This window comes from Bradyrhizobium sp. CCH5-F6, assembly GCF_001556045.1.
GTDB lineage: Bacteria > Pseudomonadota > Alphaproteobacteria > Rhizobiales > Xanthobacteraceae > Bradyrhizobium.
Genome location: NZ_LSIC01000130.1, coordinates 49,886 through 61,814, shown reverse-complemented (window position 1 = coordinate 61,814; position 11,929 = coordinate 49,886). Strand labels below are relative to the sequence as shown.

The window sequence follows — 11,929 nt, the reverse complement described above, 5'->3', positions numbered from 1 at the left end:
CCCTTGAGGAATTCGACGCGCAGACTGACCCAAATGCTGGCGCTGTTGCCGCTTCGAACTTTCTCCAACAATTGATGAACCTTGAAGGCATCGCGAACCGGCTGGCACGGATGACATGGGGGCGGCTGCACCTATGGAGATCGCGTCATGCCCTGCTAACCTCCGACCGGCCGCAGTGCCTTCCCATGCATTTCCAGAACACTTCTATCGCGGTCGTTCTGCCCATCTCGCCCCATATCGCCTTTACGGCCGCTGAGAACCCCTCCGCTTTGCAGGCACTGGCCCGGGGCGATCACACAAAGATGGTCTTGCAGATTAACAAGCAGGTTGTGTCTCAGGCCCGCCAATACGTATGGGCCCTCGACGACAGCGCGGTCCGCTTTGTCCGAAAGCACATCAGTACTCTGCCCGACAGACAAGTTATTTCCGACCGCGCGCGACAGCTAGCACTCCAGCAGGCCCGCGGCGAGGAATGATGGTCAGTCATCGTCTTTGGGAAACGACTCCTGGGTATTCCGGCCGACAGATGTATCTTTCGGTGACAGTGCACTAAATCGGCAGTGTTCGCCGCCCCGCACTGTGGGACTTCAGTGCACAGTCACAGTAAGCCAGGCCCGTGGAGCTACCGTGCCAGCCATAGGACAAGGGAAACAATGACGATGGCAGCGAGGATCGCCATCCAGCCCTTCGCATCAAATTCGAAGAAAGGGCCTTTAAAGCGTAGCTGATGATCGGACATGACACAGGTCTCCATTGAGATCGTGAGACCCGAATCATTTTTTTTCTGGGGGGATAATCTATTGCGCCCTGATTTGCAGCGTTGGCAAGATTCTTCTGCAAGTTGCCGCTCAGCCCTCCACCCAAAACACGAAACGGTGGATGGCGGGTGGAAAAGCCTCGCCTGCTTTTCATGGGGGGTGCCGTGGCTCATCTCCTAATCAAGCTCGCCTCGCTACGGCGATGACCACCACGATCAGAACAGCAGCCCCGATCGCCCAGACGCCGTCAGCGCTGATGCTCGCGCCCCATAGATTGACCAGAAGTTTGTCCGACATGACGCAGCTCTCCATTTGAAAAACTTGAAGAGCGAATCGTTCAGGGGGACTTCTTTACTTAGACACATCCCGCCAAATCTGCGCAAAAAGGCTGGCACAGATAAAGTGGAAATCTAGCGATTCTAGATAGTTAGACTGCAACATCGCAGATGCATTTAAAGCGCGGTGGCTCGCTATGTGAGTTAGTGATTGATCTGACAGGCGAATTCCGATGCGTTATGCGGGAATCTTTACCGCCGTCAGTCATCCATATCGGTGCACGAGACGGTCCAGAAGGCCCCTAGCCCAGAATTTTTTTCGCTTTCAGTATGGGTACAGCAAAAGACACACGGCAAGGACGGCGGCACTGATGCCGGCCAGACCTGGAGCGCTGATCTTGATACCCCAAAAGCTGATCTCGAATTTATGGTCGGACATGGCACAACTCTTCATTGATAATTTTGAGAGCCGCTGTGATTGCGGTGACAGTGCACTAGCTCCCAAAGGTGTTGTCCGGATTCGGGCGGGCCGCCGACAATGCCAGTTGAGTGCACTGTCGGCACGCCATGTCGCGGCCTGTACCGTAACGGAAACCTCGATCCGGATATTGCGCAGCCTGCACGACCTCGGGCGCCACTCCCTCCTGACTTTCAACAATCGATCACGCAAAACGCAAAACGGTGGCTTGAATGAAAACCGCACTTGTCTTCGGCGCAACCGGCTTCATCGGCTCGCACTTGCTGCGCGATCTGTTGGAGAGTCCCGACTATTCGCGGGTTGTGGCGGTGACCCGCAAGCCGCTGGCGGTGAGCCATCCGAAGCTCACGGTGCTGATCGGCGATCTCGCTTCGCTGCCCGTCCTCAAGCCGCAATTGGTTGCAGACGAGATCTTCATCGCGCTGGGGACGACGCGCAAGCATACCCCTGACGAGGCCGAGTACTACAAGATCGATCATGATTATCCGCTGTTGGCGGCCGAGATCGCCAGGGCGAACGGCGCGCGGTCGGTATTTCTGGTCACGGCCGTTGGCGCCAACGCCGGCTCCGGCGTGTTCTATCTCAAGACCAAGGGCGAGGTGGAGCGGGACATTCTCTCGCTCGATTTCGAGCACACGCATATTTTCCGCCCGTCGATGATCCTCGGCGCGCGCGACGAAGACCGCCCGCGTGAACGCCTCATCATCGCGATATGGGGCGTGCTCAATCCACTGCTCGTTGGCCCGGCCGACCGGTATCGCGGGCTCGCCGGGAACGACATCGCGCACGCGATCGCCAAAGCCGCGCGGCACCAAACCGAGAAGGTGCGAATCTATCATTGGAAAGAGATGGCAGCACTGCTTCGAACGTGATGCGGTCCGAGTCGGTCCGGCACCCTTCACGCAATCACTGAGAGGGCAACTTGGAGTCCGGCGTCAAACATCGCCGCCCGCAGGTTTTTGTGCACTGTCACCGTAATAGGAAGGATGTCGAGAAGGCGGCGTGAGGGGTCGGGAACGAAGCAGCGTCTCCGGGCGGCGTTAAAGCCCGACAGTCGCGGCTCAATCCTCCTTCATGAATATCTCGCGCCGTAGCTGCTTTTGCCCCGCCTTGAAATGACCGGGCACCCATTCCTTCCAGTCCTCCTTGAGGAAGCCGGCGTCCGGGTTACTTTTGCCTGCCTCCTTGATCTTCTTGACGACATAGCGCGAGTAGAAGTGGTCGAACACGCGCATGAACTCGCCGAAATAGATGTCGGCGACTCTCGTGTTGCCGCGGATGACCAGCATGTTCTCGTCGTTGGCATTCTGCGACGACCTGCTGAAATTGGCGGTGCCAGTTACGACGATCGGGTCGGAACTCAAGGGATCGATCAGCAGAAACTTGTCGTGAACATAGAAGTTGCGGTTGAAACCCGTCAGTTGCTCGCCGAGGAAGAATTCGAGGTCGCCCTTTGAAAGCTTGGCTCCGGGCGCCATGACACTGTTGCCTGTCACTCTGATTTCGTCGGCAAACTCGTCTCCGGGATCCTTGTCGAAAAGCGAGTAGCGGAGCGTATCATCGTCCTTTGCCAGCGCCTTGTAGAAGAAGTCATCCAGATTGAAGGCGAAGGTTATGCAAGCCATCCGCTTGGCGTCGGCGAGGAGATCCGCGTACCACTCCAGCGTCGTTGGCTTGGTCTTGCCGTCGCGCGGCGAGTACAGCTGCAAGATGCGATCCTTCGGCGGCAAGGTATGGCGGGCAGGCGTCGCATCGACGGCGAGATTCGCTTCCTTCAGGGGAGCCAGCGTCACGTCCGGTGCAGCGAGGCGCTCCCAATAGTCGAGGAAGCTCTGTGCGATCTCACCGTCCCATATGACGTGGCCGACATTGGAATGACCGAAGATTCCGCCCGAGGAAATGTTCGTCGAGCCTGTCCAGACGGCGATCGGCACGTCGTTGTGGAGCAGAACGATGAATTTGTTGTGCCTGATCCCGGCGCGTGACTTCTGCGGCGTGCAGATGCTCTTGATCCTGGCCGCAGCTATCATCTCCTCGTTTTCGTCTGCATAGCTTTGTGCTTCGTAGCGGATATCGACGTCGACGCCGGCATTCTTCGCCTTCTTGAACGCCAGGCCGACCGGCTTGTAGCGAAATTCGTAGAGCATCGCCCGCAAGGCGTACTCATCGGGGTTCGGCAGCGTCGACGGATATTCGATGAACTTGACGAGCGCCTCGAACAAGCCTCGGGAAAGCCATTTCATCGCGTCAGAGCTGGGATCGTCTTCATCGAGCTCGGTCTTGCCGAACTTGCGCGCGAACGCCTGAGAACCGGCGGCACCGCGGTTGAAATAGATATCGTGGGTGGTTTCTCCGGGCTTCTTTCCGCCCTCTTCGGCCTCCGTACTCACACGAATTTTGGTTGCTGATGCAACATCGAGTTCGAGTAGTTTCGGCTTGCCGTAAACCGGGATGACGCTGAACTCGTAGGTTGTCGCCGGTTTCGCCGTGTAGTCGCCCCACTGAAATGTCTGAATCGGATGCTCCGACGTCGGCACCGGCGTTCCTGGAGCCAATCCTTCATCCTTGTGTTTGAAGCGCTTGATCCCTCGGATGAAGTAGCGCTCGTGAACATTCCCGTTCTTGTCGAACTCGGTGCGCTCGATGGCGAAGCCCAATAGTCCGGTCTTCCTGGCTTCCTGGCCCGGCGCGAAGTCCCAGGCCAGCGTAACGACGTGCAGTCCAGCAATTGCGCGCACGTGCAATACGGCGCCCTCTTCAAATTCGCGCACGGAAAGCCCCCAATTCTTCCCCTGCGCAATATGCAGGGAGGTCGCATCTCTCAACGAGACACGTGCATCATTTCACGAGAACAATCCAAAGTCGAGATACCTCGCCCGGGATCACAGCCGGTAAGGCCATTTGCGTCCTGGCGATGCTTCGCCTCCGCGCACACTGCTTCCGCCCCTGCCCCTCCTCCCGAATTCCTGCTATCCCTCCCTCCGCCGGCTCCGCCGCCAAACCCTCCATCCGTTCCAGGGAGCAACAACCATGCGATACCTCCACACCATGCTGCGCGTGCGCAATCTCGATGTCGCGCTGAAGTTCTATGTTGATGCTTTCGGCTTGAAGGAGGTGCGGCGGATCGAGAACGACAAGGGACGCTTCACGCTGGTGTTCCTCTGCTCGTCGGACGATCTCGAGGCGCTGAAGAAGCAGCCTCCGACGCGCGGGGCGCCGCTGGTCGAGCTCACCTACAACTGGGACGAGGAGACCTACGGCGAGGACCGCTTCTTCGGCCATCTCGCCTATGAGGTCGACGACATCTACGCCACCTGCGAGAAGCTGATGAAGGCCGGCGTCACCATCAACCGGCCGCCGCGCGACGGCAACATGGCCTTCGTCCGCTCGCCGGACCTGCACTCGATCGAGCTGTTGCAGAAGGGCGATCCGAAGCCGCCGCAGGAGCCTTGGCTGTCGATGCCCAACACCGGTCATTGGTAGGCTTGCGCGCGGGAACAAGCGCCCGCCGCCAGCGTTCATCTTCCAGTGATACGATTGGAGGAGAATACGATGGCAAGAGGGATGTTGCTGTGGATGCTTGGCGTGCCGATCCCCGTGATCATTCTGTTGTGGCTGTTCTTCGGCCGCTGACGTCAGGTTGAAGTTTGCAATGAAGGCTCCGCCTCGTGCGGAGCTTTTTGCATGAGGGGCGCGCCGCAATCTCGCATCGCGCAATGCAGCGAATTCCGCTATCACCCGCAGCAAGCGACAATGCGGGGAGACGCTTCATGCCTGACACCAAGCTCACGATCTGGGGCCGCGCCAATTCGGTCAACGTGCAGAAGGTGCTGTGGTGCCTGACCGAGCTCGGCCTCGCTTACGAGCGTATCGACGCCGGCATGAGTTACGGCAGGACGCGCGAGGCCGAGTATCTCGCCATGAACCCCAACGCGCGGATCCCGACGCTGGTCGAGGGCGACTTCGTGCTGTGGGAGTCCAACTCCATCATGCGCTATCTCTGTCTCGCGCATGGCCTGGGCACGCCGATCTATCCGGAGGCGCCGAAGCAGCGCGCCAGCGTCGACCGCTGGCTCGACTGGACGCTGTCGACGGTGCAGCCGGTCGACCGCCCGGTGTTCTGGGGCATCGTGCGCACGGCGCCCGCCGAGCGCGACATGATCCAGGTGCAGCGCGATGCCGACGCCGCCGCCGAGGTCTGGGCCATCGCCGACCGCCTGCTCTCCTCGCGCCGCTTCATCGAGGGCGATGCGTTCACGCTGGCCGACATCGCGATCGGGTCCTATGCGCGGCGCTGGCTCGGGGTCGAAGGCATCAGCCGGCCGGCGCAGCCGCACCTCGCCCGCTGGCTCGCCGAGCTCGGCGAGCGGCCCGGATTCGCACAGTTCGTCGCACCACCGATGTCGTGAGCGCTGGCGCAATCGCTTGAGGCAGCTTGCGGACGTCGTCGCGTGAGCGGAGGTGATGTCGGAGCAAGCCGCGCGGTCGATCGGCCGCATCTTTCAACGATGACATCATACCCCTGTTTTGCCCGACGCGTCAAAGGCACCTTCGCCAAATCCTAAGGATAAAAATACCCAGCGTTTACCGTGACTTGGCTACTGTGCATGGGGTTGTTTTCGCGGTTTTTGTTGAGGCCATCGAGCATGGCGCTTTAGCGCCAGCCGCGCTCGACCAGCAGGACGGCGATGATGATCACCAGCGTCACCGCGGCGGTCGCCAGCCGTGCCGTCCAGCTGAACCCGCGGCCGATCCACCACAGCAGCGCGCAATACATCAGCACGGGGACGATGATATCGAGCCGCAACAGATCCGCCGGCATGGCCATCAGCGCCGGATGGCGGTGTCGACGCTGATCGAGCCGCCGATCTTCACGCAGGTCCCGGTGCCCTCGACCATGACGAAGCGCGGGCCGTAGGAGGCACAGGAGCCTGCCCTCGCCTTTCCGGCGGTGCCCTTCAGCGGCAGGGCATTGCCCGCCTGCGGCCGTTCGGCAGGCGGCAGACGCAGGCTCTCGGCTGCGGTCGCGGACGTGGCCAGCAAGGAGATCAGGATGAGGAGCGGCGTGCGCATCGCCGCCTTGTAGCCCGGACCGGTGCCGCGCGCCATCGGGACGGCCGGGTCCGCGATCAGATGAACTTGACGCCCGCCGACTTGCCGCGGCGCCAGATCACCTGGCAGCTCCGCCCGGTGCGCGCGTCCCGTGCGAACGCCATCCGGATCACGCCCGGAAGCTGGCTCGCGTCCTCGTCCATCGTGATCTTGGCGCCCGAGTCCGAGATGTCCTGGACCAGGCAATGCCGCGCAGCGAATCCGCCGTCGAGGGTGATCCAGGCGTGCTGCGACAGCAGCTTTCGGGCTGCGCGCTTCTTCGGCGGAGGCATTGGCGAAAATCTCCCCGTCCAGCGCTACGCAGGGAACCCTAAGAAACCGTTGAAATCGCCGCCGAATGATCCGGAAGCCGGCGCTGTCCACCGGAGCCGGAAGTCCGTTCCCGAACGGCTTGCCCGGGAGCGCAAAGGCCACTATACGTTCGCCCGCTGCAAGCCGCCGGGCCCTGTTCGGCCGGCCAGCGGCCGTGCCGCGATAAGCGGCGGGGCCCTGCGTTTGCTCCCTTCGTCTATCGGTTAGGACGCCACCCTTTCACGGTGGAGAGAGCGGTTCGATTCCGCTAGGGAGCGCCAGCTGCGCGATGGCCCGCCAACGCCGACAATCCTCAACCGCGGCATGAACGCCCCGCCTCCGAGTTACGACCAATATCCGCTCGGAACCGGTACAGGCCCATGGAGCAGCGCGAGACCATTCCCGAAAGCCATTCCGGCGCTGCCCCGCAGCCGCCGCCCTGGATGCATCGTGCGGCCCCCCATGCACCGGACCGGCGTGCCAGGATGCTCGAGCACATGGCGCGTGCCAGATCGCTTCCGCAGCCCCAGTCCGCGGCTGCGCGCCCCCAGGTATCGTCGCTGCTCGCGGCCGGCATGACGGTTTTCGGTGATGCCTACGGCTACGCAGTCCTGTTCGGCATCATTGCGCTCCTGGTCCAGTCCAGCGTTCCTCTCTACCTCGGCGCGTTTCTTTTCCTGAGCGACGGCACGCGCATCGAAAGCGCGCTCGGAGCGATCGGGATCAGGTTCGAGCCCGATACGATCGGCCCCGACATCGTGAAGGGCTCGGCATTCTGGTTCACCTGGATTGCGCTGCTCGTCTCCTTGAGAAGCTCCGTCCCCGACTGGCTCGCCGCGTGGATGCCACCGGCCGTCTCATGGTCATCGGTCGCCGGCATCGCTCTCGCGCTCGCCATCTTCGATGCGCTCGCGGCGCTGACGATCCGGCGCGCTGGTCCGTGGTTCGGATTGGCGATCAGCCCGGACGGCCCGGCCTGGACGACGATCAAGCTCGTCATGCTCGTTGGCGCGCTGGCGCTGCTGGTGCTGTCCAGGCTGGTCTGAACGCCACCACCTGCTTGCGCAGTGAAGAGATTGCGACGCCAGGCCCCCGGAAATTCACCCTGCGGATATGCGCCGCCGCAGTCGGCCAGAGGATGGGCCCGACGAATCATTGCCCTATCATGGCCAAATTTGCGGGATCAGTTTTGCGGGTCCGGCCTTGCGACGGACGTCATTTGCGGACTTGCGATCGGGGAACCGAATGGCAGTCGACAAGATCGCAGTTGAGAAGATCACGTGGGACAGGGTCGGCCGGGTCACCCAGCCCGGACGCTACATGTACACGTTCGGCTGGCTCACCATCACCGACGGCGATCTCGAGATCTGGAAGCGATACCCTCAGGCTGCGTTCACGCTGCTCGCGCAGCATTCCGAGCCGCACGAGACCGTCGGCGAGGAATTCCATCTCGGCGCCTTCGACGTCGCCCCCGACGCCCCGCCGCCGTTCACCACGCACTGAGGGCCGACAAGCGCGGTCCTCGCGGGAACGCCTGGCACGGGCGTTGCTTCATCATCGCCATGATACACATCCCTGCCGTCGATCAGGCCTTCCTGCTGCTGCTCATCGTCTTCTGCCTCGGCACGTGCCTCGTCCGCGCGTTCTGGGAGCTGGAGCAAATCCGGGCGCGCCGGATCGCTCAACCGCCTCGGGGGCGGACAACGAAGCGGAGCTAAGGCGGCCGGCAGCGCGCTACTCTGGAGAGAGCCCCCTGCGCGGACCCTTGCCGAGACACATGCGCCGTGAATCGAAGAAACCTGCGCATTTCCTTGATCGGACTTGCCAATCTGAACCGGGCCCCGCGGCGGGCGGCTATTGCCATGGATGACGAGCATTTTTTGTCATGCAATTGATTGCGCTTGTATTCTACTTCTTCGTCCGCGGCGTCGATGAACGGAAGCCGTCGCGCGCGTTAAGCGAGCCGACAGCAGGCACATGACACATGGTCGCATCGGTGAACGTAGATAAGCGGATCAAGGGAACCTATTTTCGGCGCCAATGTATTTGATCGAAGCGCTCCCCACCGTCATTGGAACTGCCGCCATCGCCCCGGCGCTGCTGATGCTGTGGCTCGTCATCGCGGCCGAAGAGCGTCCCGGCCCGCCGGCCCAGGTCTGGACTGCGTTCCTGCTCGGCGCGGCCAGCATTTCCCTGCTCGGCCTCGCCCGCGCCCCCTTCGCCAAGATGGTCGCTGCCCCCGACGACCCCTGGGCCGCCTTGGCCATGCACTCGATCTTCGGCGTCGCGCTGCCCGAGGAAGCCGTCAAGGTGATCGCCATCGTGCTGATCTCTTCGACCAAGCGGCGGACCTTTGCCAATCCGATGGACACCGTGGTCTACGGCGCCGCGGTCGGCCTCGGCTTCGCCGCCTACGAGAACCTCGCCTATCTGGTCCAGCACGCGGAGATGTGGCGTTCACTGGCCGCCCTGCGAAGCGTGCTGACCGTGCCCTTCCACGGCGCGCTCGGCATCATTGCGGGCGCTTACCTGACGATTGCGCGCGCCGGCACGGCATTGGGCGCGAACCGCCACCATCGCGACTGGGCCCGTCTTTCCAGCCGGCTGTTGATCTTCGCCGCCCCGCTCGCGCTGCATTCGGCCTTCGACTTTCCGCTGCTGACGCTGCAACGCATGCCCGATCTCGACCCGACGCTCCGGATGTGGCTGGGGGCCGCGAGCCTCTTGATCGGCTTCGGCTCGATCGCTTTCGCCATCCGCCTGGTTCGGCGTGTTGCGCGCCACCATGCACCGCGGACCGACATCGCACGCGAGCGGCTCAGCCAGCTCCGCCGGATGTGGGCGCTGCTGCTGGCCGGCGGCGGCATCGGCTTTCTCGGGCTCGCCTTCGTGCTGACCTCGATCCATCACTGGCTGATCAACCCCGAGCGCAACCTGACCCTGGCGCTGATCCCGATCGGCTTCGTCTCGATCCTGCTCGGCCTCGCGCTTCTGATTGTCACATCGGCGATCTACATTCTCGGCCGCAACCGCATCCGCACCAGCGCGGATGGGTTTTCCTCGGCGCCCGGCGGCGGCTGAGGCGCGGGATGGTAAGCACCGTCCACACCGAGTAGATTGAGCTCGGATTGAGCCGCATGGGCGGCTTTGCGAGATCGAGACCATCATGACATCGCCTGAAGAATTTACACGGCTGCAATCCGCAATGGATCGGGCGGTCAAGACGCATTGGAAGGCCTTCCTGTTCGAGGGCATCCTGCTCATGGTTCTCGGCGTTGCCGCGTTGGTGCTCCCCCCGCTCGCGAGTCTTGCGACCGCGATCTTCCTCGGCTGGATGTTCCTGATCGGCGGCATCGGCGGACTGATCGCGACCTATTGGGCGCGCAGCACGCCGGGTTTCTGGTGGTCGCTGGTCTCGGCCGCGCTGGCCGTACTCACCGGTCTGCTGCTGCTCGCCCGGCCGATGCAGGCCGTGCTGACGCTGACCATCGTGCTCGGCGCCTATTTCCTCGCCGAGGGCGTCGCCACCATCATGTACGCGCTGGAGCACCGCCGCGAGCTCAGCGGCCGCTGGTCGTGGCTCCTTGTCTCCGGCCTCGTCGACATCGCGATCTCGTTCATGGTGATCACGGGATTGCCGAGCTCTGCGGACTGGGCGATCGGCGTCCTGGTCGGTATCAACCTGCTGTTCGGCGGCGCCACCCTGATCGGCATGGCGCTGGCGGCACGCAAGAACAACACCTGAGGTGTCCCGTCGCCCCGACGCGCACTTTGGGGGGTGACAACCTGCCAGCGGCGCGCTATATGGCCGGTCATGATTACCGTCGCCACCAGCTATTTTTGGTACTTTAGCTACGACAGCTCGCTGGCGGCGGGAGGATCGCGCTCAATCTGACACATTGCAGCAAACGTCCGAACAAGCCGCCAGACCTGGCGGCTTTTTTTATTGCCGGCAGGTTCTAAAACAGACAGGAGCCCGCCGTGCTGAGCACGACCGACGATCTTCGTATCCGTGAACTGAAAGAGCTGAGCACACCGGAAGAGGTGATGCGGGAGGTCCCGCGCACGCTTACCGCGACGCGCGTGGTGATGGCCGCCCGCAACGCCATCCACGCCATCCTGGGCGGCCAGGACGACCGCCTGCTGGTCGTGGTCGGCCCCTGCTCGGTGCATGATCCCAAGGCCGCGCTCGACTACGCCGAGCGCCTTGCACGCCTGCGCGAAGACCTTGCCGACCAGCTCGAGATCGTCATGCGCGTCTATTTCGAGAAGCCGCGCACCACCGTCGGCTGGAAGGGCCTGATCAACGATCTCGGCCTGCCCGCCGGCACCGAATTCCTCGACATGACGACGCCGCAATACATCGCCGACCTCGTCTCCTGGGCTGCAATCGGCGCGCGGACCACCGAGAGCCAGATCCATCGCGAGTTGGCTTCGGGGTTGTCCTGTCCGGTCGGCTTCAAGAACGGCACCGACGGCAATGTGCGGATCGCGGCGGACGCGGTGAAATCAGCGTCGCATCCGCATCATTTCATGGCGGTGACCAAGCTCGGCCGTTCGGCGATCGCCTCGACCGCGGGCAACGAGGATTGCCACATCATCCTGCGCGGCGGCAGCAAGCCCAACTACGACGCGGCAAGCGTTGCGGCCGCCTGCAATGATTTGACCAGATCCGGCGTCGCGCCGCTCGTGATGGTGGATGCAAGCCATGCCAATTCGAGCAAGAAGCCGGAGAACCAGCCGCTGGTGATGGCCGACATCGCCGGCCAGATCTCGGGCGGCGAGAGTCGGATCATGGGCGTGATGATCGAGAGCAATCTCGTCGCCGGCCGCCAGGACGTGGTACCGGGCAAGCCGCTCACCTACGGCCAGAGCATCACCGACGGCTGCATCGACTGGCCCACCACGGCAACCGTGCTCGAGCAACTCGCCGACGCCGTCGAAATCCGGCGCAACGCCCAGCGCGCCGGGCTGCACGAGCGATCGGCCTAGCCCAAGCAAGGCGGGCGGGGCGA

The 11,929-nt window shown here is 62.7% G+C and carries 13 protein-coding genes and 1 tRNA gene; 10 read left to right on the top strand and 4 right to left on the bottom strand.

The features are described 5' to 3' along the window. Together AX729_RS40620 and AX729_RS24370 are read left to right on the top strand one after the other, a co-directional pair. On the top strand, window positions 1-476 hold a 476-nt coding region (locus AX729_RS40620; protein ID WP_197433658.1), incomplete at its 5' end, for a DUF4238 domain-containing protein. 1,247 nt (window positions 477-1,723) lie between these two features. Beyond that, the gene (locus AX729_RS24370) at window positions 1,724-2,383 is read left to right on the top strand and encodes an oxidoreductase (RefSeq protein ID WP_061026823.1); all 660 of its coding nucleotides are present in this window, start codon (window positions 1,724-1,726) and stop codon (window positions 2,381-2,383) included. Window positions 2,384-2,572: 189 nt separating this feature from the next. Here the strand turns inward: AX729_RS24370 and AX729_RS24365 are convergent, their stop codons facing one another. Continuing rightward, window positions 2,573-4,282 carry a phospholipase D-like domain-containing protein gene (locus AX729_RS24365; RefSeq protein WP_061026822.1) on the bottom strand — a complete coding sequence of 570 codons (1,710 nt, stop codon included), beginning with the start codon at window positions 4,280-4,282 and terminating at the stop codon, window positions 2,573-2,575. 259 nt (window positions 4,283-4,541) lie between these two features. Between AX729_RS24365 and AX729_RS24360 the strand changes: the two genes are divergently transcribed. Together AX729_RS24360 and AX729_RS24355 are read left to right on the top strand one after the other, a co-directional pair. Next, window positions 4,542-4,994, top strand: a complete 453-nt coding sequence (locus AX729_RS24360) for a VOC family protein (protein WP_061026821.1) — start codon at window positions 4,542-4,544, stop codon at window positions 4,992-4,994. A gap of 287 nt (window positions 4,995-5,281) precedes the next feature. After that, a complete protein-coding gene (locus AX729_RS24355; RefSeq protein ID WP_061026820.1) occupies window positions 5,282-5,920 on the top strand; it encodes a glutathione S-transferase family protein in 639 nt (212 codons plus the stop codon). Between the two features lie 245 nt (window positions 5,921-6,165). On the opposite strand, the gene AX729_RS39935 is transcribed toward AX729_RS24355, so the two are convergent. The 3 genes from AX729_RS39935 to AX729_RS24340 are packed head-to-tail and all read right to left on the bottom strand — an operon-like array spanning window position 6,166 to window position 6,895. Next, on the bottom strand, window positions 6,166-6,333 hold the full coding sequence (locus tag AX729_RS39935) for a hypothetical protein (protein WP_061026829.1): 168 nt from the start codon (window positions 6,331-6,333) through the stop codon (window positions 6,166-6,168). A gap of 5 nt (window positions 6,334-6,338) precedes the next feature. Then, window positions 6,339-6,584, bottom strand: a complete 246-nt coding sequence (locus tag AX729_RS24345) for a hypothetical protein (protein WP_061026828.1) — start codon at window positions 6,582-6,584, stop codon at window positions 6,339-6,341. A gap of 56 nt (window positions 6,585-6,640) precedes the next feature. Then, entirely contained in the window at window positions 6,641-6,895 is a 255-nt protein-coding gene (locus tag AX729_RS24340) for a PilZ domain-containing protein (protein ID WP_061026819.1), read from the bottom strand. A gap of 225 nt (window positions 6,896-7,120) precedes the next feature. On the opposite strand from AX729_RS24340, the gene AX729_RS24335 reads away from it, so the two are divergent. The 6 genes from AX729_RS24335 to AX729_RS24310 all read left to right on the top strand — a co-directional run bounded on the left by AX729_RS24335 (window position 7,121) and on the right by AX729_RS24310 (window position 11,906). Continuing rightward, window positions 7,121-7,195, top strand: a tRNA-Glu gene (locus tag AX729_RS24335). A gap of 99 nt (window positions 7,196-7,294) precedes the next feature. Further along, on the top strand, window positions 7,295-7,960 hold the full coding sequence (locus AX729_RS24330; protein WP_061026818.1) for a hypothetical protein: 666 nt from the start codon (window positions 7,295-7,297) through the stop codon (window positions 7,958-7,960). A gap of 199 nt (window positions 7,961-8,159) precedes the next feature. Continuing rightward, window positions 8,160-8,417 carry a hypothetical protein gene (locus tag AX729_RS40615; RefSeq protein ID WP_061026817.1) on the top strand — a complete coding sequence of 86 codons (258 nt, stop codon included), beginning with the start codon at window positions 8,160-8,162 and terminating at the stop codon, window positions 8,415-8,417. Between the two features lie 537 nt (window positions 8,418-8,954). Beyond that, on the top strand, window positions 8,955-9,995 hold the full coding sequence (locus AX729_RS24320) for a PrsW family glutamic-type intramembrane protease (protein ID WP_061026816.1): 1,041 nt from the start codon (window positions 8,955-8,957) through the stop codon (window positions 9,993-9,995). A gap of 85 nt (window positions 9,996-10,080) precedes the next feature. After that, window positions 10,081-10,659, top strand: coding sequence for an HdeD family acid-resistance protein (locus tag AX729_RS24315; RefSeq protein ID WP_061026815.1), 579 nt, complete (start codon window positions 10,081-10,083; stop codon window positions 10,657-10,659). Window positions 10,660-10,895: 236 nt separating this feature from the next. Beyond that, window positions 10,896-11,906, top strand: coding sequence for a 3-deoxy-7-phosphoheptulonate synthase (locus AX729_RS24310; protein ID WP_061026814.1), 1,011 nt, complete (start codon window positions 10,896-10,898; stop codon window positions 11,904-11,906). The last annotated feature ends 23 nt before the right edge of the window (window positions 11,907-11,929 follow it).

Excerpts from the sequence above, each read along its gene's own strand:
- AX729_RS40615 (WP_061026817.1), top strand. The coding sequence starts at position 8,160 with ATGGCAGTCGACAAGATCGCAGTTGAGAAGATCACGTGGGACAGGGTC.
- AX729_RS24345 (WP_061026828.1), bottom strand. The coding sequence starts at position 6,584 with ATGCGCACGCCGCTCCTCATCCTGATCTCCTTGCTGGCCACGTCCGCG.
- AX729_RS24330 (WP_061026818.1), top strand. The coding sequence starts at position 7,295 with ATGGAGCAGCGCGAGACCATTCCCGAAAGCCATTCCGGCGCTGCCCCG.
- AX729_RS24360 (WP_061026821.1), top strand. The coding sequence starts at position 4,542 with ATGCGATACCTCCACACCATGCTGCGCGTGCGCAATCTCGATGTCGCG.
- AX729_RS24340 (WP_061026819.1), bottom strand. The coding sequence starts at position 6,895 with ATGCCTCCGCCGAAGAAGCGCGCAGCCCGAAAGCTGCTGTCGCAGCAC.
- AX729_RS24315 (WP_061026815.1), top strand. The coding sequence starts at position 10,081 with ATGACATCGCCTGAAGAATTTACACGGCTGCAATCCGCAATGGATCGG.
- AX729_RS24370 (WP_061026823.1), top strand. The coding sequence starts at position 1,724 with ATGAAAACCGCACTTGTCTTCGGCGCAACCGGCTTCATCGGCTCGCAC.
- AX729_RS24320 (WP_061026816.1), top strand. The coding sequence starts at position 8,955 with ATGTATTTGATCGAAGCGCTCCCCACCGTCATTGGAACTGCCGCCATC.
- AX729_RS24355 (WP_061026820.1), top strand. The coding sequence starts at position 5,282 with ATGCCTGACACCAAGCTCACGATCTGGGGCCGCGCCAATTCGGTCAAC.
- AX729_RS39935 (WP_061026829.1), bottom strand. The coding sequence starts at position 6,333 with ATGCCGGCGGATCTGTTGCGGCTCGATATCATCGTCCCCGTGCTGATG.